This is a genomic window from Rhizobium sp. P28RR-XV (assembly GCF_012641385.1).
Classification (GTDB): Bacteria; Pseudomonadota; Alphaproteobacteria; order Rhizobiales; family Rhizobiaceae; genus Rhizobium.
Genome location: NZ_JABAIG010000008.1, coordinates 81,955 through 103,758, shown reverse-complemented (window position 1 = coordinate 103,758; position 21,804 = coordinate 81,955). Strand labels below are relative to the sequence as shown.

Genomic DNA, 21,804 nt, shown 5'->3' with positions numbered 1-21,804 from the left:
GTCGATAACACGTTTCGTATGGGCTTCCGCCACGGCAACCAAAAATGCATAAGGGAGAAAAGCTTTGGGAAAGCGGGGTTTCATGGGCCAGCCTGTCGAACAAATTGTACGTCGAAAGCTGTCCGATGAGGTATTCGACCGCCTGGAGCGGTTGATCACATCGGGAGAGCTCAAGCCCGGCGATGAGATGCCATCCGAGCGTGTCCTCATGGAGCGCTTCGGTGTCGGACGGCCGGCGATCCGCGAGGCCATGCAGGCGCTTGCCAATATGGGGCTGGTCAACATCTCGCATGGCGAGCGCGCCAAGGTGCTCCAGCTCACGGCGAAATCGATTTTCCGGCAAGTCGACCTGACCGCCAAGATCATGCTCTCCCAATCGTCCGACTCGCTCGAGCATTTGAAGAGCGCGCGCATCTTCTTCGAGCGCGGCATGGCGCGCGAAGCGGCCCAGCGCGCCACCGAGAAGGATATCGCCGAACTCCATGAAATCATCGAGCGTCAGCGGGCTTCGCTGGGAGACGCCGAGGCGTTCATTTCGGCCGACATGCAGTTCCATACGCGCATCGCCCAGATTTCCGGCAATCCGATTTTTGCCGCTGTCAGCGAGGCCATGCTGGCATGGCTGAAGGCCTATCATACCGACATGCTGATCTGGACCGGCAAGGAAAAGTTTACGCTGGTCGAGCATGAGGAGATCCTCGCGCGTATGGCGGAGAACGATGCCGATGGGGCAGAACAGGCGATGCTCAAGCATCTGGAAAGATCACGCGCGCTCTATACGAAGTGACCTTGGCCTGCATGCCGCAACGCTGACAGGCGAAATGCCTTTGTCCTAATTCCTCCCTATTCCTTATGGAATCTGGCCATATGCAAACGAGGTGTGCGTAATGGTCAATTTCATTCAGCGGAATGTGGCGCTTTTTCTGGCCCCTGTTCTGACAGTGGTCGCCATAACCCTTTACAATCTGGCCTGCCTCATGGTGAGGCATCATCATGCGATATTGCACGATGTGCACCGCGCGCCGGGCGGTTTGGTGCTTCTCGTCGCATTTTATGCCATCATCCGCTACATGCAGGCACTGCCTGACGATGAAGGCTAGAAATCCGGTAAACTCGGAAATCAATGCTGGCAATTTCAGATAGCGTTCAGCCTACGCGGCTATATCCTCGGCCTGTCATAACGCGGAGTTGACGGCGTCCTACAAGGCGGCTGTCGGTTTCGTGTCGGAAAACGGTTCCACAGCAAGTTCATCGCACCGTTCCGGTGCCAAGCCCCCATGAAGAACTGAGGATGTCAAAACGTGGCTGATGTTTGTACGCAAGGCGTAGACACGGGCTTTGTTGCCCTGGGCTATGCCAAGATCGCGATACTGGGTGTCGTGCAGGGATTGACCGAGCTGTTGCCGGTCTCCTCCACCGCCCACATGCGCCTGGTACCGGCCTTGCTCGGCTGGCAGGATCCGGGTTCGGCCTTTTCGGCCGCCATGCAGCTTGCGGCCCTTGCCGCTATCATCTCCTACTTCTGGAGCGACGTTCGCTACGTCACCTTCGGATCGCTCGATGCCATCAGGCAAAGGGACTGGCGCTCGCCCGCGATGCGGCTTGCGATCGCCATCGTTATCGCGACCGTGCCGATCGTCATCGCAGGCCTCTTGCTTTCGAAGTCGTTGAACGCCTGCGGCACGTCGTTCCGCAGCCTCTGGGTGATCGGCATCGCCTGCGTTGTCATGGGCCTGCTTCTGGCGATCGCCGAACTCTATAGCCGTCACAGGAAGGGCATCGAGCAGATGACGCTGATGGATGCCCTGTTCGTTGGCATCGCCCAGGTCGGCGCGCTGGTTCCCGGCGTTTCGCGCTCGGGTTCGACGCTGACCGGTGCATTGTTCCTTGGCCTGAAGCGCGATGAAGCCGCACGGTTCTCGTTCCTGCTCGGCCTGCCGGCCATTGCGCTCGCCGGTTTGAAGGAACTCTTCGAGCTCTACAAGGCGCATATCCCGATGGAGGCCTGGTCGGTTCTGATCGTCGGCCTTATCGTCGGCAGCATATCGTCCTTCATCACCATCTGGGGACTGATGCGTTTTCTGGAGCGCTTTTCGACCTGGCCTTTCGTTATCTACCGTATCGCGCTCGGCGTGATCATTCTCTTCGGCGTACTGACCATGGGATGGGCTTGAGCGGCCTGAACCATACGGCTTGCCAAGACTTGAATATTGGCGCTGCCCGTAAAGGCAGCGCCTTTTTCGTTCTAAGACCGCTATCCGAAGACGAGACCGCCATCGACGATAAGATTTTGCCCGGTGACGGCACGTGCCCAAGGGCTTGCGAAGAAGAGCACCGCATCGGCAGCCTCCTCAGGGGTGGTGACGCGGCGCAGCGGCGTATTCGCGGCGATAATGTCGAAAACGGCCTCCGGCGTGGCGCTGCTGGCGGCCGTCGTGCGCAGAAGGCCGCCGGAGACCATGTTGACGGTGATCCCGAGCGGGCCGAGTTGGGACGCGGCCGTGCGGGTCAGCGACAACAGCGCCGCCTTGGCGGCGGTATAATCGTGATAGGGCACCACCGGGTTCTGGAAGAGGTTCGTGCCGATGGTGACGATCCGGCCAAAGCCTGCCTGCGCCATTGCCGGCCGCGCCGCCTGTATCAGGTTCAAGGCGCCCTGCAGCGCGGTTTCCATCTGTATCGCCATCTCCGCCCAGCTCAAGGCGTCCAGTTTCGAGCGCGCATCGCCGTTGAAGCTGAAATCGGCGAGCGCATTGTGGACGACCGCCGTCGGCGCTGCGAAGTGCTCGGTCACCTCGGCGACGAGCCGCTTCGTACTTCCAAGATCGCGGATATCGGCCTGAAACGCTTTCGCGTGATTGCCAAGTTCTGCCGCTAGCGCCTCAGCCCGTTCGCGGCTTGCCCGATAGTTGATGGCAACCTTCGCGCCTTCGCGGGCAAAGGCCGTCGCGATGGCGGCGCCAAGACCGCGCCCTGCGCCGGAAACGATGACGATCTGGCCCTTGAGTGACAGGCTCATTTCTTCTCTACTCCTTGTTTGTGTGCCAGAGAGCATGGAAATGCTGCACGGGTCCGTGGCCGCTTCCGACGGAAAGCTGGCCTGCGGCGGCAACCGCGGCGGCAAGATAGGCTTTGGCGGCGGCGACGGCCTCGGGGAGCGGGGCGCCCTTGGCGATCTCGGCGGCGATAGCGCTGGAGAGCGTGCAGCCCGTTCCGTGTGTATTCTTCGTCGGCAGCCGCTCGGCTTCGAACCAGGTCAGGTGGCCGGCGCTTGCCAGCACATCCGGACTTTCGTCACCCTCAAGATGACCGCCTTTGACCAAAACAGCCGAAGGCCCCAGCGCTGCCAGCGCAAGCGCCTGGCGGGCCATGTCGTCGCGGCTTGCCGCCTCGGCGTCGTGCAGCAGCGCCGCCGCCTCGGGCAGGTTCGGCGTGATGACCGTCGCAAGCGGCAGCAGCCGCGTGGTGAGCACGTCGACGGCGTCGGCAGCAAGCAGGGCAGCGCCGCCCTTGGCGATCATGACAGGGTCGAGCACGACAGGCACATTGCGATGTCGTGCCAGAATATCCGCGACAGCATCAGCGATCTCGGCGTTGGCGATCATACCGATCTTGACGGCATTGACACGGATATCGCCGAAGATCGCCCGGATCTGGTCCGCCACGAAAGAGGGGGGTACCGGATGGACGCCGGAGACACCCTGCGTGTTCTGCGCCGTCAAGGCGGTCAAAGCTGCCATTCCGTAAACGCCGCGGGCGGAGAAGGTCTTCAGGTCGGCCTGGACGCCGGCACCACCTGATGGGTCGGAACCGGCGATGGACAGAACATTGCGGATCATTGGCGAGCCTCCTTGATGACGTTCGCGATGAGGGCTGTCGCCGCTTGCGGGTTCGGACGGCCACAGATGGCGGAGACGACCGCAAGACCATCCGCGCCGGCCGAGAAAACCTCTCTCGTGTGCTCTGCCTTGAGGCCGCCGATCGCGACTGATGGAACCGGACAGAGCCCGACGATGCGGGCAAGGCCCGCGAAGCCGATCGGTTGCTTGTGATCGGGCTTGGTGGGGGTCGCAAAGACCGGACCGATTCCGGCATAGTCGACAATGCCGGCATCTATGGCGATAGCAAGAGCCTCCGTTTCCACCGAAAGGCCGAGGATCATGTCCGGCCCGATGAGGCGGCGTGCGTCGGCGGCACTCATGTCCTCCTGACCGATGTGGAGGCCATCGGCACGGACGGCGATGGCGGCCTCGACATTATCGTTGACGATCAGTCGGGCGTTGGTCCCGTGCAGGATCTGTTTGAGGGCGCGGCCCGTCTCGATCATGGCTGCGGTGGGGGCATGCTTGTCACGCAGCTGTACGATCGTGGCGCCGCCGGCAACGGCCGCACGGGTCGTTTCGATCATGCCGAGTTCGGCGCACAGCACCGGGTCCAGCACGAGGTAGAGCGAGAGATCGAAGTCCTTCATGCCGCCGATATCCTTGCAACGCGATCCAGCATCTCCGGCGTGAGCGCGGCGAGTGCATCGAGGAAGCGCCAGGAGAAGGAGCCCGGACCGTCCGCTGCTGCTCCTGCCTGGGCGCCGGCAACGGCGAAGACCGCGAGTGCCGCTACGGTGGCATTGAATGGATCATCCGGCGTTGCCGCCGCAAAGGCGCCGACGAGGCAGGTGAGCGAGCAACCGAGCGCGGTCACCTGCGGCATGAGCGGCGAACCGCCGGCAATGCGCTTGGCCCTCCGTCCGTCCGTCACGAAATCCGTAACGCCCGTGACGGCAACGACACAGCCGTGCTTTTCAGCAAGCTGCCGGGCGGACTCTTCCGCCTGCTCGACGGCATCACGGCTATCGACGCCCCGGCCGCGGCTGGTGCCGCCGGCAAGCGCGATGATCTCGGACGCATTGCCGCGAATGATCGTCGGCTGCAGCTCCAGCAATTGCGCGATCGCCTTGCGACGAAACTCTGTCGCATAATGGGCGACGGGATCGAGAACCCAGGGTTTGCCGGCATCGTTGGCCGAGCGCGCTGCTTTCAGCATGCCCGCAAGCCAGCCGGACGAGAGCGTGCCGATATTGATCGTCAGCGCGCCGGAGATGGCGGCAAATTCACCCGATTCTTCTTCGGCATGCACCATCGCCGGCGATGCTCCGGCGGCGAGCACCACATTGGCCGCGATATTCATGGCGACGAAATTGGTGATGCATTGCACCAGCGGTGGGTTCGCCCGCATGATGTGAAGCTGATTGCCTGCTGTGATTTGGTCTTGCATATCGCGCCTTTCAGGGCAGGCGAGACGCAAAGGGACGACGTGCTGAGCTTCGCGAGGTCCCGAGCGACTCCCTCCGCCAGCATGATCTGGTTCAGGTTCAAAGGGTCCTTCTCAGCCCGCCGGAAAGCGGACGCCCCTGTCTCTCATCTCCCTTCTTTTCGCAGACAACGGCGGCGCTGTCATCAGCAAATCACCAAAGCCCTGGCGATGAATGGAGTTGGGCTCTGTTAATTTCCAGGCGACCCATGCAATGAATGCATGGGTGCAGTGATTCCTTAGCCCTGCAAAAGCCGAGAGGTTTCGACTATATGTCACTCATCGAAGCGAAGGGGGCGCCAAGCACGGCAGCTCAGCTTCGAAAGCCCAACGAAAGGGGATCATCATGAACGTAGCACGCTCTTTCAATAACTGGCGCAAGTATCGTCAGACGGTCGCCGAACTGGGCCGTATGTCCACGCGCGAACTGCATGATCTGGGTATCGATCGCGGCGAAATCCGCAATGTTGCCCGCGCAGCCATCGCTCGCTAACGGCCGCAACGGCTCCTTATAAAGCTGCATTATGCCAGCGCCTGTTCGTCCCGAGCAGGCGCTTTTGGTTTGTCCGGAGGGGACGGATTCAGGCTCTTTGCGTGCGCTGCAAGCAGATCGGCAAAGCCGGCCGCTTTTCGCATAGCGCATAACTGCCTTGCAAAGAAATGCCTATCCTGTGAGCAAAAATCAGCTATTCTCAACTCCATCGAAGCGATGCATCTCCTCCCGCATCCCTTCGTTTTTGCAGACGTCCTTCTCCTCCTCCCAGGGACGACTGCGGGAACAGCGGCATTCCTCCTCCCGTTCGCTGTTCGGTTCTTGTAAAAAGCCTGCCGCACCTCCTCCCGCGGCAGGCTTTTTCGTTTCAGGCAATATCGGATTTCCTCCTCATCTTTGCCGGTCTGCAGCGCGCGTCGGAACGCGGTCCTTGCTTCGGCCATCTCCGATCCCAGCCTGTCTGAAAACCGACGGCCTCCTCTCGCAAAAATGAACGGCCGTCCCTATGTGCGACGCCTGTAGCGCGCTACATCGAAGACCAACCCCAACGTGATTCCCTGCAACAGGAGGATGCCCATGACCGGTTCTGCCGAATACACGCCGCCGAAAATCTGGACCTGGAACAAGGCCAATGGCGGTCAGTTCGCCAATATCAACCGTCCGATCGCCGGGCCGACTCACGAAAAGGAATTGCCTGTAGGGCGCCATCCCCTGCAGCTCTATTCCCTCGGGACGCCGAATGGCGTGAAGGTCACCATCATGCTCGAAGAGCTGCTGGCGCTCGGCCACAGCGGCGCGGAATATGATGCCTGGTTGATCAAGATCGGCGAGGGCGACCAGTTCGGCAGCGGTTTCGTCGACGTCAATCCGAATTCAAAGATCCCGGCCCTGCTGGACCGCAGCGGCCCGAAGCCGGTCCGCGTCTTCGAATCGGCCTCGATCCTGATGTATCTCGCCGAAAAATTCGGTGCCTTCCTGCCGACGGAACAGCCGGCCCGTGCCGAATGCCTGTCCTGGCTGTTCTGGCAGATGGGCAGCGCGCCCTACCTCGGCGGCGGTTTCGGCCATTTCTTTGCCTATGCGCCGACGAAGATCGAATATGCGATCGACCGCTTCGCCATGGAAGTGAAGCGCCAGCTTGACGTGCTCGACCGTCGCCTGGCCGAAAGCGAATATATCGCCGGCAGCGACTACACGATCGCCGATATTGCCATCTGGCCGTGGTATGGCGGTCTCGCCAAAGGCTGGCAGTACGGCGCGGCCGAGTTCCTGCAGGTGCAGGACTACAAGAACGTTCAGCGCTGGGCCGAGCAGGTTTACGCGCGTCCCGCCGTCAAGCGTGGCCGCATGGTCAACCGCATGTCGGGCGAACCGTCCGAGCAGCTGCGTGAGCGCCACGATGCCAGCGACTTCGAGACCAAGACGCAAGACAAGATCGCGCCTGCAGGCTGATAGGCAGTTTCGCTCGTTATTTCCTTGAACCCGCGGTCTCCGGATTGCGGGTTTTTTTATTGGCTTTGCCAGCGATGTTCGTGAGGCGGCCAAGTCAGCCTCGCTCCATCTTGTCGGGTCTAATGTCTCCCTGCCGAAGCTTTATCGCCCGGCAGAGAACGCAACGCACTCTGCAATGCGTTTCACCGATGACGCAAGAGGAATGCTTTTCCATGCAGCAAATTGCTGGTGACCGTGCCCTGGACAATAAAATCATCGCGGGCGTGCCGTCGCAGCAATCAAGCAAGGAGAGAGAAGCGCTCTTGAAGTGCCTGATTTCGGGTGGCGACGAGCGGTTGGACTGCGATGCCGTCAGCGGTCTCAATATGTACGGTTACGGCCCGGCGCCTCGTCCAAACGATCTGGCTTTCGGCTCCTCCACGGCGTCGACGATTTCCGCCGATGCCTTTGCCGAGATCGACACTTACTTTGCCGGTCTGGTCGGCGAAATGGAAACCGGCTCGCCCGCAGCTATCTATGAGCGTGAAATTGGACGAGTGCGGTCGGATTTGCTGCGTCTGCTTGATCTCAATCAGGCCGCCGGACAACCGCAAGTCGACGCGATCGTCGCGACTTCGGGCACGGACATCCATCTCTTTGCAGCCTCGCTTCTGGCGCGCGAGGATGATTGCGCCTTGATGACCATCACGTTGATGGGCAACGAGACGGGCAGCGGCGTCATGACGGCCTCAGCAGGTCGCCACTTCATGGGCCGTGTCAGCAGCGATCGCGCCGTTGCCAAGGGCGAGGAGTTGCGGCCCGGCGACGCAACGCGCAACGCGACCATCGCCGTCCGCAATAAGGATGGCTCCCTTCGCGTCGACCGCGAAGTCGAGGACGAATTGCGGGGCCTGATCGAGCTCGGCCGTGCCGCCAGGCTCCGATGCTTGCTCGTCGTGACCGACGTGTCGAAGACCAGCCTTCTAGCGCCGGGCCTGGAAAGCGTGCTGCGGCTGAAGGCGCGTTTCGGCAACGCGCTCGATATCATGATCGATGGCTGCCAGTTCCGCCTGTCGGCGGCGACGATCCGTGCCTATCTCGCGCATGGCTTCATGGTGGCCCTGACCGGCTCGAAGTTTCTTGCCGGACCGATTTTCAGCGGCGCCCTTTTGTGCCCGCCGCAGATATCGGAGCGCTTCAAGCATCGCTGCCTACCGGCGGCTCTGGCGGACTATTGCGGCAAGGCCGAGTGGCCGGAGGGCTGGGCAGCGCGTGAAGCCTTGCCCGAACGCGCCAATTTCGGCCTGCTGTTGCGCTGGAAGGCGGCGTTGTTCGAGCTGCAATCCTTTGTCGCCGTTCCGGAAGTGCAGGTTACCGCGGTTCTTTCCACCTTCGCCGAAGCGGTAACCGCCCGGCTTGCCAACGACCCTGCCTTTGCGTTGCTGGACAGCCGTCCCCTTGATCGCCGCTGCCTATGGACCGTGCCCTCTGTGCGCCATTGGGACGAAATCCCTTCGATCTTTTCGTTCTATCTGCGCGACGCCGGCAATGCAGGTGTCTTAAACGCGGCCGAGACCGCAGCCGTCTATAAGGAGTTGGCCATCGAGGAAGATGGGTTCGCCGCCGTGCGGCTTGGCCAGCCCGTGCGTTGCGCAGATTTCGGCGAGATGCCAGTCAGCGCCCTGCGCATTTGCCTGAGCGCGCCCTTGATTGTCCGGGCTGCCAAGAGCGCCGAAGCGCTTGCAAGCGTTATTGATCAGGCCATGCTGGTGCTCGACCGGACCGCGGAGATTGCGGCACGGCATGCTTCCATGCCCGCCGTAAGGCTTGCAAGCGCCTAGAGATCGGCATCTCTTTAATCCCCTCAGCTTCTTCGGTCGTCGCCGTCAAAGCCGGCGAAATCACCCCTGACGATCCCGTGGCGCTGGAGCTTGTCGTAGAAAGTCTTCCTCGGAATGCCCAGCGCCTCGATGGTCCGGCGCACATCGCCATTGTTTTGCTGCAGGGTCTCGCGGATGAGTTCTGCCTCGTAGCGTTCCACGCGAACGGGCAGTGAAAGCCCTGCCTCGAGCGCAGCCGCGTCGCCGGATTTCGGCAGGACATCCGCCTCCAGTCCAAGCACGAAGCGTTCGGCGAAATGCGAGAGTTCGCGAACATTGCCCGGCCATTCGTGCTGCTGCAGATGGCGGCGCACGGTGGTCGTAACGGCCGGCACGTCGCGCTTGAAGCGGCTGGCGGCGCGTTCGGCGAAATAACCGAAGAGCAGGGGGATATCGTCGCGCCGTTCCCGCAGCGGCGGGATGGAAAGCGTGACGACGTTGAGACGATAATAGAGGTCTTCGCGAAAATCGCCGCGCTGGCCCGGATCGCCGAGATCGACCTTTGCCGCCGCGACGACACGCAGGTCGACAGGGCGGACTTCGTTTGTCCCGAGCGGCGTCACCTCGCGCATTTCCAGCACCCGCAGCATCTGCACCTGGATCGCCGGCGGCATGCTTTCGATTTCGTCGAGAAACAGCGTTCCCGCGCTCGAATGCTCGATGCGCCCGATGCGCTTCTTCTGCGCGCCGGTGAAGGCGCCCGGTTCGTGGCCGAAGAGCTCGCTTTCGATCACGGTTTCGGGCAGGGCGCCGCAATTCAGCGCAACGAAATTGCCCTTGGCGCGGCGGCTCCAGCGATGCAGCAGGCTGGCCACCACTTCCTTGCCGCTGCCCGTTTCGCCTGTCACCAGCACGTCCACATCCGTATCGGCGATCTGCCGCAAGGTGTGACGCAGGCGCTCGATCGCCAGCGTCTGGCCGATCAGTGGCAGATCGCCCTGGGCTTGTTCGGCGGCCTGCCGGAGCGCGCGGTTTTCCAGAACGAGCCGCCGCTTCTCCGTTGCGCGCCGCACGCTCTGCACCAATCGATCCGTGGCGAAAGGCTTGGCGATGAAATCATAGGCGCCATCCTGGATCGCCTGCACCGCCATCGGTATATCGCCATGACCCGTCATCAGAATAACGGGCAGATCGGCGTCGAACTCCTTGATGCGGGCGAAGAGCTGCTGGCCGTCCATCTGCGGCATGCGGATATCGGAGACGACGACCCCGGCAAAGCCGGCATCCAGGGCATTGAGGGCATCGGTCGCCGCCGAAAAGGCGGAGACGGCAAAGCCTGCAAGTTCGAGCGTCTGTTTCGTCGCCTTCAGGAGATCCTTGTCATCATCGATGAGGAAGACGGGGGGAAGTTCGTTCATGCTGTGGCCTTGCGCAAATGGATGGTGAAGCGGGTGCCATTGTCCTTGCTCTCGACATCGATCCGGCCGCCGTAGTCGATGACGATGTCCTTGGAAATGACAAGACCCAGACCCAAGCCCTTTTCCTTGGATGTATTGAAGGGCGTAAACAGTTGGTCGAGGATTGCAGCGGGAATGCCCGGCCCGTTATCCGAGACGACGATCTCGATATCGTCGGAGGTTTCGCGCACCGAAACCTCGACTTTGGCCCGCTCCCGGCCCTCCAGAGCTTCCAGTGCATTCTGGAAAAGATTGATCAGCACCTGCTCAAGCCGGATGCGCGTGCCGACGACGAGGAGACCTGTCGGCGGCAGATTGATCTTCAGCGCGTCTAGACGGCCGGCAAACCGGCTCCTGAGTAGCACGACCGCCCCTTCGATCGCGCTTCTGATGTCCACCGGTTCGGGTGCCGTTCTTCCCTTGCGGCCAAAGGCCTTCAGTTCTTCGGTGATCGTGCCGATGCGCTCGGTCAGCGCCGTGATCGCGGACAGATTGTCCTTGACCGGCTCCGTCTGCCGCCTGTCGAGGAAGATATGCGCATTCTCGGCATAGGCACGGATCGTCGCGACGGGCTGGTTGATCTCGTGAGCGACGCCGGCGGCGACCTGACCGAGAATGGCGAGGCGGTTGGCCTGCACGAGATCCTGCTGCACGCCCTGCAGCTTGGCCTCTGTCGCCCGATGGTCGGCGATCTCCGCCTCCAGCCGATCGCGGGCCTGGCTGAGATCCTCGGTGCGTTCCAGAACACGGCGCTCCAGCTCTTCGCGGGCGATCCTGCTGACGGCGATCTGCGTGATGGAGACATCGCGGCGACGCAACAGGAAGGCGGCGAAGGCAAGGATCGGCAGCAAGACGGTCAAGGTAAGGAAACGCGTCTCGCGCACGGAAGACGCAATCGCCTGATCCGTCGGAATGAGATAGCCGAGCTGCCAGGGCGTCGAAGGGATTGCTGTCGTCAGCCGCAAATATTCAGCCGCGCTGCTGCCGGGCAGGACGGCGCGGACGATGGTCGCATCCGGCCCTACGGTCTCTGGGCGGCTGACCGGCAGCGGCGACAGCGGAGCGGCGCCGAACTGCAGGCTCTTGCGAATGGCTGCCGCTTCTTCTCGGCCCAACGCCGCCGTCGTCATGAAGCGCCATGAAGGCAAGCTGGTGATGAGGATGACGCCGCGTTCGTCGGTCACATAGGCAGGACGACCGGTCTCGCTCCAGTCGGCCTCCAGCTGATCGAACTCCATCTTCACCACGACGACACCCAACGCTGAACCAGCATCGCCGACGCGGCGCGAAATATAGAGACCGGGGCGGTTACTGACGGTACCAAGCGCATAATGCTCGGCGGTGCCGTCTTCCATAGCCCTACGGAAGTAGTCGCGGAAAGAATAGTCGTTGCCGACGAAGCTCAAGGGTTCGCGCCAGTTGCTGGACGCCATCGCAACGCCGTCCTTGCCGGTGACATAGAGCACCGAGGCGCTTGTCCCCGAAACCAGGCTCTCCAGCTTGCGATCCAGGGCGACGATATCGTCGATCCGTCGCCCCGCGAGAGCATCACGCACCTGCTGATCGTCCGCCAGCAATAGCGGCAAGGCGCGCGGGCGTTCGAGGACTGCCCGCAAAAGTGCGACCTTGAGATTGGCATCCGTATGCCCCTGCCTCTGCAGTGTCTCGATCGCGGAGATGCGGCCATAGAAGCTTGCGCCATAAAGGGCAGCCGCAATGACGGCTGCGCAGAGGAACGCGAACGCCAACCAAACCCGGCGGGAGCGCCGGCTCAGTTGCTCCGGCGTCAAAAGTCGGTCTGTGGGCGCGCGCTGTAGCATCGCCATATTGTGCATGTTTTCGCGCGCATCGCAAATCAATCTGTGCGGATTGTCGCACATTCTGTGCGGCAGGCTCTCTCGCCGATTTTATAGATGTCATGAAATCAAGTAGTTAAATCCATCCCCCTTAATTGGCACGCTCGTTGCAAAGCCAAGTGGAACAGTCGGAGGCTGTTGAATTCTAGTCGTCGCCCGGAGGGCCGAGAGATCGGTTGGGCTTAACGGAGGACATCATGATTGCTCCCATCGCTGCCGCCGAAACGCGCAGCAAACTTCCCTTTTACCGGCATCTCTATGTGCAGGTCCTGACCGCCATTGCCGCCGGCATCCTGCTTGGCCATTATTATCCGCAGCTCGGCGCATCGCTGCAGCCGCTCGGCGATGCCTTCATCAAGCTCGTCCGCATGGTCATCGCGCCGGTCATCTTCCTGACCGTCACGACAGGCATCGCAGGCATGTCGGATCTCAAGAAATTCGGCCGTGTCGTGGGCAAGGCGTTTATCTACTTCCTGACGTTCTCGACCCTGGCGCTGATCGTCGGCCTCATCGTCTCGAACGTCGTGCAGCCGGGCGCCGGCATGCATATCAATCCGGCGACGTTGGATACGAAGGCCGTCACCAATTATGCGGCGCAGGCCCATGATGCGACGGTCGTCGGCTTCCTGATGAACATCATTCCGGATACGATCGTCGGCGCTTTCGCCAAAGGCGATATTCTACAGGTCCTGTTCTTCTCGGTGGTCTTCGGTATCGCGCTCGGCGCTGCCGGCGAACGCGGTCGCCCGGTCGTCGACTTCCTGCAGGCGTTGACCACGCCGATCTTCCGCATGGTTGCCATATTGATGAAGTTCGCGCCGATCGGTGCCTTCGGCGCCATGGCCTTCACCATCGGCAAGTACGGCATCGGCACCATCGCCAACCTGGCCTTCCTGATCGGCACCTTCTACGCCACGTCGCTTCTGTTCGTACTGGTCGTGCTCGGCGCCGTTGCCCGCTATAACGGCTTCTCGATCCTGGCGCTGATCCGCTACATCAAGGAAGAGCTGCTGCTCGTGCTCGGCACCTCGTCGTCGGAGGCCGCGCTGCCGGGCCTGATGAACAAGATGGAACGGGCGGGCTGCAAGCGTTCGGTCGTCGGCCTTGTCATCCCGACGGGCTATTCCTTCAATCTCGACGGCACCAACATCTATATGACGCTGGCGGCATTATTCATCGCCCAGGCAACCGACACGCCGCTGTCGCTCGCGGACCAGATCCTGCTGCTGCTCGTGGCCATGCTGAGCTCCAAGGGTGCCGCCGGCATCACCGGTGCGGGCTTCATTACGCTTGCCGCTACCCTTGCCGTCGTGCCTTCAGTGCCGATCGCCGGCATGGCGCTGATCCTCGGGATCGATCGTTTCATGTCGGAATGCCGCGCTCTGACGAACTTCGTCGGCAATGCGGTTGCGACGATCGTCGTCGCCCGCTGGGAAAACGAACTCGACCAGACCAAGTTTGCCGCCGCCATGGCGGGGCAATTGAGCGAGGAAATCGAGGCGCCTGCCTTGCAGGCGGCCGAGTAGGTTTCGCTTCATCCTCCCAAGAACGAAACGGCCCCCATGCGGGGCCGTTTTCTGTTCGGCACCCTGGGCGGTCACAGTTTCGTGTATCGCCGGCTACAACCCATGCAACTGTCCTCATCAACAGCAGGCTTCATAAAACTGTCACCGCAACGGCTCACAGCATCGTATTGACAATTGTGAATTTCGGCAGAGCCGCAGGACAGGAGGGCAGCGTGTCGCAGACGTATTTTGTGGGCGCACGCCAGCCGGCCTTTGGGTGGATTTGCCTCTATCGACCTTATCGCGGGTAACCGCGCATGGCGTCTTCAATGTCAACGCAGCATAAGGTCTTGAGGCGTTCGGAAAGTTTCCTGTCCGAACTTGCGTCCCATACGGATGCGTTGCTTCACGGCCGCGTTTACGAACAATATGCTGCGATCTGCTACAGGAAAGAAGCTGAACGCGACGATGCTGAGGTGCTCGTCGTCACCAGCCGGGAAAGCGGGCGCTGGGTTGTCCCGAAGGGCTGGCCGATCAAGGGCAAGAAGCCGCATGAAGTCGCAGCCATAGAGGCCTATGAGGAGGCTGGCGTGCGCGGAAAAGTGAAGAAGAAGCCTTTTGGCTATTTCACCTATCTGAAGCAGCTTGCCGACGGCAATCGCGTTCCCTGTATCGTCGGGCTGCATCTACTTGAGGTCGATCAGATGCTTCAGGATTTCCCGGAGCGAGGCCAGCGCCGCGTCGAATGGGTCTCCTTCATCGAAGCGGCCAATCGTGTGCGCGAACCGGAACTCAAGGGCCTTCTGATCGAGGCCGAACGGAAGATACGCAAGGCAAGGGCCAAGAAGTAACTTTGCCTGGGCGGGTGGTACGGGCTCTCCTTCCATATCTCGTGACGGTGAACGATCGCGAGAATGGTCCGCGGTAGCGCTCGGCTATTTTGTAACCGTGGCGTGCGGCGATATCACTGAATATTAAAATACGACATGAGCCGAGAGCCAGGCGATGGGCAGCTATGCGCTTCCATGCTTGCCCTTGCCGCATTGATGCCTATATTGACCCAGCGTTCGGCCGCGTCTGTTTAGGTCGATATGCCTCATGGCTGCAATAGCTGCCTTCACCCGGCAACGAGCTGGCCGGCGGACTCTGGAAGGAGAAATTTCATGTCCATTACTCCGAATAATATCGATAGTTCAAAGGCTTCTACCGTTCCCCATGGCGAAATCGCAGCTGCCGTGCGGCAGGCGCGTGAAACCATCGGTTATACGGTTGACGATCTGTCTGAGACCTGTGGCCTCACCAGTGAGGAAATCATTGAAATCGAGGCCGGCGCGGAGGCTGATCCGGCAAAACTTCGCCGCATTGCCACCGCGTTGCAGATCCCACCCTCGACTTTTTTCATCGTCTGAACAAGCGGCGCACTTCGGTGCGCCCCTTCGATTTCTCCCGCAGAAAAGCGGCGCTCGTTCGTTCCAATATGGCTACGCATGACATCGCGCAGGGGGATGCCCATTTTTATCGAGCTCCTCCCATCTGCGTTCTGGCGTAATCAGATGATCCCGCTCGCGACATGACGTTGTTGACCCAGCTGGTCAGGAAGCGAAGATGCGCAGGGCTTGACTGAACTACCGTTCAGGAACGGCGGGATTTCTCCAGGGGGGATTCCGACAATCTCCGAAGCGTTGCGTTCGAGCCGGTCAAAATCAGTCATCGACGACGATGGCGAAGTTCAGATTGTCGATCCCGTCAGCCGCGCTGTGGAATATCTGCCGATACAATGGCCGGTGCGTCACGGAGAGGCGTTCGAGACGCGCTCCAGGCTTGGATTGTCAACGTCAAGGGCAGGGCGTCGCAGCCGCAGGTCCGATTTGCATTCATCGCGGCCGCCAAGGTGGTTAGCGGCTCAATGACACTCTGAACGAAGAGCAATCCGCCGTCTTTCTGCCGGTTATAGTCCATTCGTCAATCTTTGGAGTTCCGCCAGAGAGACGATTGAGCAGAGGTCTTGAGGATACGAGGAGGTCCGACCGTTGCACGATGCAGGCGATCGAACCTCCCGACCATCGCAATTTGGCGGTTGCGATAGTTGCAAAGATGTGACCTGCCACCGACGTATCGTCCATACGGGAAACGACGCGGGAGATCTGATTGCGCCCGACTTTGGAAAGCCGCAATTGAAGCAGGCAACAGCCTAGAATCCAGGTGTGAAGCTCCGACAAGACGGCTATTGAATCGCTCCGATCATTCTTCGAGATATTGATGGTCCCATATGAGCCCTATCGAGAATAACAAGGATTCGGCGATTTCTTCACGTTGGTGACGGTGTGCTCGCCCGGCGTCGTACGCTTCTTCGTTCATCCAGGTTTATGAGCACGCGGCTCAGCAAGGACCTATCTTGCGTTCGGTCTCGCGCGATTCGCGCCATCGGCAGTCCCGGTCTTGAAGCCGAGGCGCCCAAGCTCGAAGATGGCATTGTCGGCGTATTCGATCTTGTCAAGGAGTATGAAGTGAACGGGCGCATGCGCCGCGATCTTGACGGTGTGACTTTAAGATCGGCCGTGGGGAGAAGATCGCTGTTCTTAGTCATAACGGCGCGGGCAGATCGTCGCTGGCGCGGATGATCGCAGGCATAGACGAGCCGGGCATGAGGCAAAGTCGTACGCAACATGTCGATGTCATGTCCGACTGCATTGAGCGGCGGGTTCGGTGGCTCAATGACGGGCTTTGACCGGATGCGCTTCCTGTAACTGATCTGCGATAAGCCATTCGACGAAATCGCGATCTGGTAGAGTATTTCAGCGAGCTTGGTTGCCATCTGCGCATGCCCACCGAGCATACTCGTCCGGCATCCGGGCGCGACTGGCCTTCGGCATGTCACTTGCCATCGATTTCGACTGCTATCTCATCGACGAGGTGCTTTCCGTCGGCGAAAAGCGATTCCACCTGCCTCCTTCGAAGAGCACTTCGTTATACGCAACGATCTTTCGATGATAGTCGTGCGACGTAACGTCAATGTGATTGGTGATTAGTGCAAGCCTGCGCTTGTCCTAAAAACAGGCTGGGGCCGCGTTTTCGATGACAATGGGAGCGGCGTTTCGGATCCACTCTGCATTGCAGGTCGATTTGCTTTTTTGGTTGACTTGTTCGCGTACCGATGACAAACGCCGCCCGCCGGTTGCGCAAATGAGACAGTATCGGAAGCTGACAGATCGAGCATGGTCGCATCTTCGCGTCGACCATCGAAACAATGCCGTTAAATCTCAGACCCTATCGGTCCGCCCGGTCAAAGCATGTGATAAATTAAGACAAGCGAAATTATCTCGCCTTCTAATTGCTTTTAAAATCGGGGCCATTCTCCTCACGTCTTTTGGCGACGAACGACAAATATCCGATTACGCTCATCATCCGGCTATCGCGACGCATAGATTAGTAACTACATCTGCAAGCAATGGTAGTGCTTCGCTGGGGTAATGGCAATATTGGTAAAGACATTTTGTTTGATGGCCTCGTGCCCGAAGACGGTCGAGAGTAAGCATACGAAGGTGTGAGCAATCTGTATAACGCCGTCATTATCTGTACTGTATGGCTAAAATTTACCATGCTAATTTAATATTAACGAATTCAACTATAAGTTATTATCGGGGTGATTTGAATGATCAAACGGGCAGGACCATGGAGGCCTCATAGAGAAGTCTTGAAGCAATTTGGCCTCGAAAAAATCATGTGGCGGCGGTTGCGACTATGCAATCTGAGATTTTGAGTAGGATAGCGGATGGCGACGTTGGAAAGAGTTGCCGAACAATGCGTTGGCACCTTTGAGGTCTATTCTCGTGCTGCAATTGTTCGCAATCTCGACTTGCTTGAACCAAACTGGAAGTGGAGTGTTCCGTCGGAATCCAGTGGCGATTATTCCTTTAAATTCAGCAAGCAGCCCGTTCAATCGACGTTCATCATAAGTGCGCAGCACTCCGCCGGCCTGGAAGCTATTGCAAAGCAGGACGTACCGCGTGTCAGCATCATATTCGTTCTGGCAGGCGAGTTAGAAATTAATCACAGACGGATGCAGAAATCATTGCGCATTCCCATCAATAACGTCGCCAGCATCAGCGACCGCGCCGGCAAGCGGCTGGAGATAAAGCCACGGAGCTCTTGGCTGCTATTTCAAATTCCGGAACCGGTTATCAGGCAGCACTTCGAGGAATTGACGGGCAAGCCCTATGTGCAGGAATTCGCCCTAGCGCCGGTAAGCTTCCGTCAGGGCGGTGCGCAGGGGCTATACCAAACACTCCGCCAGGCCGAAAAGGATCTCATGACCGCTCGCCCGGTCGAAAGGGTGATGCTCGCAAAGGCCTATAGCGAGCTTCTTCTAGTCAAGCTGTTTACGAAGCTTCCGCACAATCTTTCCGACGCTTTTCATCGCGGAACATTGGAAAGCGCGCCGCGCCAGCTTCTGAGGGCAGAGGCCTTCATGCGCGACAATCTGCACAACGCGATCATGCTGGAAGATCTCGCCCATGCCGCGAGCTGCAGCCCGCGTGCACTGCAACGCATGTTCAAGACCTATCGGGGCGACACGCCGATGGGAATCTTGTGCAACTATCGGCTGGCCGCGGCTCACGGCGCCATCAAGGGCGGCCAGACCGACAGTATCACCGATCTCGCTATGAGCCTGCAGTTTTCCAATCCCGGGCGGTTCTCGGTTCTTTACAAGCATGCCTACGGTTCCAGCCCTTCATCGATCCTTCGGTTTACCCGGGAGCGCAGTGACGATGCCGAAACGGCGTAGTGGTCAGAGCAATGATGCCTCATCAAAACTACTCCATGCCGCTCAGAATTGTCGATGCCGCGGAAGGTCGGACGATTGTGCGTTCTCGCCTGCGTTCCTAGGGGCTGTGCATTTTCTGAGGCCAAACCGAAGGCCAACCGCATGTCCGAGGCAGCAGCGGCGCGTATCGTGCCGCCATTTGCGCTTGTCGGCATGATATCGACCGGCAATGAACAGAAGTGCCCCGCGGCCGGGGGGCTGGCGGCTTATTTCTGCGAAGGCGCCCGTGATCTCGGCCTAAGGATCGCCGTGCCGCGATTGTCCGGAACCCGCGCGACAATGTAAGATTGCGGCATGAGAACGTGGTCACTGTCGTGCGCGAGCCGACCACCTACGCGCTCCCCGGCGCGTCGGGGCAGAATGGCGAAGTACCCTTTAGCGACAGCATCTGACCATCGCAAACGCGGCGGCGCACGGGAGGACTTCAGGATACCCGTACAGATATTTCGAGCATCTTCCTCTTCCGTTATGAGCCGCTTCCGTCTGGAGCGTCGAATGGTAGCGAGCTGCCTGATCCGACCACAGCGCTGGCTTCATGCGTCATGGAAGCTAGGACATGCATTCGGCGGCGACGGGCATTTAGATTGCCGGCTGGTTTTGCTGTGCCGAACATTATTTTGTTGCTCAATATTTCCGGCTCCATGAATTTTGTAAACCAACGTTTCCCGCGCTGAAAATTCCGTATTGGCGCCGCAAAAACCCTTTTTCTCAGAGGATTGATAGTTTGTATAAGGGTTGAGAAAACGGAATGAAGCCTATGAACGCCAGCGCCACACCGGATATTCTGATCGTCGATGATGACCACGAGATACGTTCGCTCCTGAGCCGGTATCTCGAGGAGCAGGGGTTCCGTGTGTCGACGGCGAGCGACCTTCGCGGATGCAACGACGCGCTGAACCGCCGCCATCCCGACCTGCTGGTGCTGGATGTCATGCTTCCCGATGGATCCGGCCTTGATCTTTGCCGTGACTTGCGAAGCCGCCGTCCGCGGGTTCCCGTCATTCTGCTGACCGCCTTGAAGGAGGACATAGATCGTATCCTCGGTCTTGAGATCGGTGCTGATGATTATCTCGGTAAACCGTTCAATCCGCGCGAGCTGGCGGCGCGCATTCGCGCCGTGCTGCGTCGCACGAACGAGGACTCTTCGGTAGAGCCTGAGCAAAGACGCTATCAGTTCGCGGATATGGTGCTTGATCCGCAGCTTCGCCGGGTGAGCCGAGACAATGGCGAGGTAATCTCGCTGACGGGTGCCGAATTCGATCTTCTCAAGGCGTTCCTTGAGCGCGCCGGCCGGCTGCTGTCGCGCGATCAGCTGCTCGACCTGACGCAGGGGCGCGATCGCGACCCCGCCGATCGCTCGATCGACGTCCTGATGAGCCGGCTTCGTCGCAAGCTGGGAGAAACGACGGAAGATCCCATTTTCAGAACGATCCGCAACGGCGGCTATCAGCTCGTCGTCCCGGTAACGGCTATCAAAGGCGATTCATGAGGTCACTTGGTGCGCGCCTGGCACTACTCCTGCTGACGGCCATCGTCCTGGTCGTCATTTCGTCGTCCTTCGTGGCAAGCCTTGTCATGCGAGGGCCGCGACCGGACATGACGATTGATGGGACGGCCCGGCAGCTTGCCGTTCTCGCGACCTTCGCGGAGAAGGATCGCGCCATGGCGGAATCGGCAGGGCTGATCGTTGCTTCCATGCCAGCCGGCGGCCCGACTGACGTAGAGCTCTCCCGCTTTCTCACCGAGGCGCTGCTTCGCATTTCCGGAATGCGCGAGGCAATCATATCGCGCCAATCGACGGGCGGGTTGATCGCGTCCTTGAAGCTCTCCGACGGCAACTGGCTGGTCATGCCGATGGGGCCGCACGGCCCGCCTCCGGACGGCTGGAAGGTTCTTGTGGGCTGGCTCGGCCTCATCATCATCGGCAGCGTGCTCGTTTCGATCTTTGCAGCTTCCAAGATCATGAAGCCGCTGCGTCTGTTGGAGCAGGCGGTGGCGGCAGTCAATCCCGACGGCACGCTGCCGCACATACCCGAAAGCGGCCCGGGCGAAATTCGCGCCACCGCGCAAGCGCTCAACGGCCTTTCCGCGAGAGTGAAGGCTGCCACGGAAAGCAGGATGCGGCTTGTTGCCGCCGCTGGACACGATCTGCGAACGCCGATGACCCGAATGCGGTTGCGTGCCGAGTTCATCCGGGACGAGGACGAGCGGCGCAAATGGCTTGCCGATCTGGAGGAGCTGGACAGGATCGCCGATAGCGCCATCGGCCTCGTTCGCGAAGAGATTTCCAAGGACAGCCTGGAACAGGTGCGGCTCGACAGGATCGTCGAAGGTATCGTCACTGAACTGAAGGCGATCGACATGAACGTCAAGAGCGGCGATCTGGAGCAGGCGACGATCTGCGCGGGGCCGCTGGCGGTTACACGCGCGTTGCGCAACCTGCTCATCAATGCCGCGACACATGGCCAGTCGGCGACGGTGACGGTCACGCATCTTGGCAACCGGGCCGTCGTGAGGATTATCGATACCGGTCCCGGCATCCCCGAGGATCGATTGGATCAGGTGTTCGAACCCTTTTTCCGAATCGATATCGCAAGGCAAAGATCCTTCCCCGGCGCTGGCCTCGGCATGGCTATTGCGCGCGAAATCGTCACCCGATTCGAGGGCGAAATCACCGTGCGAAACCGCCAGCCGCGGGGGCTGGAGCAAGTCGTGTCATTCAAGAGCGCCGAAGCGAAGGCCGCAGGCTGACCGAGCAAAAAAGACCGAACGGATTAGCGGCATGCAGATTCGGCCACGCTCCAAGGTAGCGGTCGGGTAACGATCCGAATTTTGCCTCAAAACAGGATTTACTTGCGTAGGATTTTCGAAAATTCTATGAACGACAGTATTTGCAGTAAGCTTGTAGAACTTACCAAATAATGTTTTCCCGATAGAAAAGCCGAGACACCAAAATTCATCAAAATGCCCTCTTTCAGCAACATTCGGAAATGTCCTGAGCGCCAATTAATGTAAAATTGTTGTCGATCAGCAGCTTGGCTCGAGCAGGCTTTGATCGCCCCGCATACCCGGCTTCGCCATGACGCCCCCAACACGAATGGCGAAGCCGG

The 21,804-nt window shown here is 59.9% G+C and carries 20 protein-coding genes and 1 riboswitch; of the genes, 14 read left to right on the top strand and 6 right to left on the bottom strand.

Annotated elements, in window-relative coordinates; translation table 11 throughout:
• The first annotated feature begins 82 nt into the window (after positions 1-82).
• From HGP12_RS18090 to HGP12_RS18080, 3 genes are all read left to right on the top strand, one after another.
• A complete protein-coding gene (locus HGP12_RS18090) occupies positions 83-787 on the top strand; it encodes a transcriptional regulator NanR (RefSeq protein WP_168840191.1) in 705 nt (234 codons plus the stop codon).
• A 100-nt stretch (positions 788-887) separates the two neighbouring features.
• Positions 888-1,100 carry a hypothetical protein gene (locus HGP12_RS18085; RefSeq protein ID WP_168879561.1) on the top strand — a complete coding sequence of 71 codons (213 nt, stop codon included), beginning with the start codon at positions 888-890 and terminating at the stop codon, positions 1,098-1,100.
• Positions 1,101-1,301: 201 nt separating this feature from the next.
• On the top strand, positions 1,302-2,174 hold the full coding sequence (locus tag HGP12_RS18080; protein WP_168840189.1) for an undecaprenyl-diphosphate phosphatase: 873 nt from the start codon (positions 1,302-1,304) through the stop codon (positions 2,172-2,174).
• A gap of 80 nt (positions 2,175-2,254) precedes the next feature.
• Here HGP12_RS18080 and HGP12_RS18075 read toward each other — a convergent pair whose 3' ends face one another.
• Genes HGP12_RS18075 through thiM form a run of 4 tightly spaced genes read right to left on the bottom strand, consistent with a single transcriptional unit; the run spans position 2,255 to position 5,271 of the window.
• Complete coding sequence (locus HGP12_RS18075; RefSeq protein WP_168879560.1) at positions 2,255-3,019, bottom strand: 3-oxoacyl-ACP reductase; 765 nt, start codon at positions 3,017-3,019, stop codon at positions 2,255-2,257.
• Positions 3,020-3,026: 7 nt separating this feature from the next.
• Positions 3,027-3,839: a bifunctional hydroxymethylpyrimidine kinase/phosphomethylpyrimidine kinase gene (gene thiD / locus HGP12_RS18070; RefSeq protein WP_168879559.1), complete on the bottom strand. Its 813-nt coding sequence runs from the start codon at positions 3,837-3,839 to the stop codon at positions 3,027-3,029.
• Positions 3,836-4,471: a thiamine phosphate synthase gene (thiE, locus tag HGP12_RS18065; RefSeq protein WP_168840186.1), complete on the bottom strand. Its 636-nt coding sequence runs from the start codon at positions 4,469-4,471 to the stop codon at positions 3,836-3,838. Before thiE ends, thiD begins: the two co-directional genes overlap by 4 nt.
• Positions 4,468-5,271, bottom strand: a complete 804-nt coding sequence (gene thiM / locus HGP12_RS18060) for a hydroxyethylthiazole kinase (RefSeq protein WP_168879558.1) — start codon at positions 5,269-5,271, stop codon at positions 4,468-4,470. The genes thiE and thiM overlap by 4 nt, the downstream gene beginning before the upstream one ends.
• A 51-nt stretch (positions 5,272-5,322) precedes the next feature.
• Positions 5,323-5,419: riboswitch (TPP riboswitch) on the bottom strand.
• A 234-nt stretch (positions 5,420-5,653) separates the two neighbouring features.
• On the opposite strand from thiM, the gene HGP12_RS18055 reads away from it, so the two are divergent.
• The 3 genes from HGP12_RS18055 to HGP12_RS18045 all read left to right on the top strand — a co-directional run bounded on the left by HGP12_RS18055 (position 5,654) and on the right by HGP12_RS18045 (position 9,072).
• Positions 5,654-5,800: a DUF1127 domain-containing protein gene (locus tag HGP12_RS18055; RefSeq protein ID WP_015342994.1), complete on the top strand. Its 147-nt coding sequence runs from the start codon at positions 5,654-5,656 to the stop codon at positions 5,798-5,800.
• Positions 5,801-6,376: 576 nt separating this feature from the next.
• On the top strand, positions 6,377-7,252 hold the full coding sequence (gene yghU / locus HGP12_RS18050) for a glutathione-dependent disulfide-bond oxidoreductase (RefSeq protein WP_168840182.1): 876 nt from the start codon (positions 6,377-6,379) through the stop codon (positions 7,250-7,252).
• Positions 7,253-7,464: 212 nt separating this feature from the next.
• Positions 7,465-9,072, top strand: coding sequence for a hypothetical protein (locus tag HGP12_RS18045; protein WP_168879557.1), 1,608 nt, complete (start codon positions 7,465-7,467; stop codon positions 9,070-9,072).
• Positions 9,073-9,095: 23 nt separating this feature from the next.
• Here HGP12_RS18045 and HGP12_RS18040 read toward each other — a convergent pair whose 3' ends face one another.
• Entirely contained in the window at positions 9,096-10,469 is a 1,374-nt protein-coding gene (locus tag HGP12_RS18040; protein WP_168879556.1) for a sigma-54 dependent transcriptional regulator, read from the bottom strand.
• On the bottom strand, positions 10,466-12,328 hold the full coding sequence (locus HGP12_RS18035; protein ID WP_409527227.1) for an ATP-binding protein: 1,863 nt from the start codon (positions 12,326-12,328) through the stop codon (positions 10,466-10,468). Before HGP12_RS18035 ends, HGP12_RS18040 begins: the two co-directional genes overlap by 4 nt.
• Before the next feature lie 233 nt (positions 12,329-12,561).
• Between HGP12_RS18035 and HGP12_RS18030 the strand changes: the two genes are divergently transcribed.
• The 8 genes from HGP12_RS18030 to HGP12_RS17995 all read left to right on the top strand — a co-directional run bounded on the left by HGP12_RS18030 (position 12,562) and on the right by HGP12_RS17995 (position 21,445).
• Positions 12,562-13,890, top strand: a complete 1,329-nt coding sequence (locus HGP12_RS18030; protein ID WP_168879554.1) for a dicarboxylate/amino acid:cation symporter — start codon at positions 12,562-12,564, stop codon at positions 13,888-13,890.
• A 308-nt stretch (positions 13,891-14,198) separates the two neighbouring features.
• A complete protein-coding gene (locus tag HGP12_RS18025) occupies positions 14,199-14,720 on the top strand; it encodes an NUDIX hydrolase (protein WP_246703469.1) in 522 nt (173 codons plus the stop codon).
• A gap of 312 nt (positions 14,721-15,032) precedes the next feature.
• Complete coding sequence (locus HGP12_RS18020; protein WP_168840176.1) at positions 15,033-15,278, top strand: helix-turn-helix domain-containing protein; 246 nt, start codon at positions 15,033-15,035, stop codon at positions 15,276-15,278.
• A gap of 1,142 nt (positions 15,279-16,420) precedes the next feature.
• Positions 16,421-16,597: a hypothetical protein gene (locus tag HGP12_RS34840; protein ID WP_409526832.1), complete on the top strand. Its 177-nt coding sequence runs from the start codon at positions 16,421-16,423 to the stop codon at positions 16,595-16,597.
• 1,344 nt (positions 16,598-17,941) lie between these two features.
• Positions 17,942-18,655, top strand: coding sequence for a helix-turn-helix transcriptional regulator (locus HGP12_RS18010; protein ID WP_246703468.1), 714 nt, complete (start codon positions 17,942-17,944; stop codon positions 18,653-18,655).
• Between the two features lie 141 nt (positions 18,656-18,796).
• Positions 18,797-18,979, top strand: coding sequence for a hypothetical protein (locus tag HGP12_RS18005; RefSeq protein ID WP_168879552.1), 183 nt, complete (start codon positions 18,797-18,799; stop codon positions 18,977-18,979).
• Positions 18,980-19,451: 472 nt separating this feature from the next.
• Entirely contained in the window at positions 19,452-20,183 is a 732-nt protein-coding gene (locus HGP12_RS18000) for a response regulator (RefSeq protein ID WP_168879614.1), read from the top strand.
• Positions 20,180-21,445: an ATP-binding protein gene (locus HGP12_RS17995; protein WP_168879551.1), complete on the top strand. Its 1,266-nt coding sequence runs from the start codon at positions 20,180-20,182 to the stop codon at positions 21,443-21,445. The genes HGP12_RS18000 and HGP12_RS17995 overlap by 4 nt, the downstream gene beginning before the upstream one ends.
• Positions 21,446-21,804: the final 359 nt, after the last annotated feature.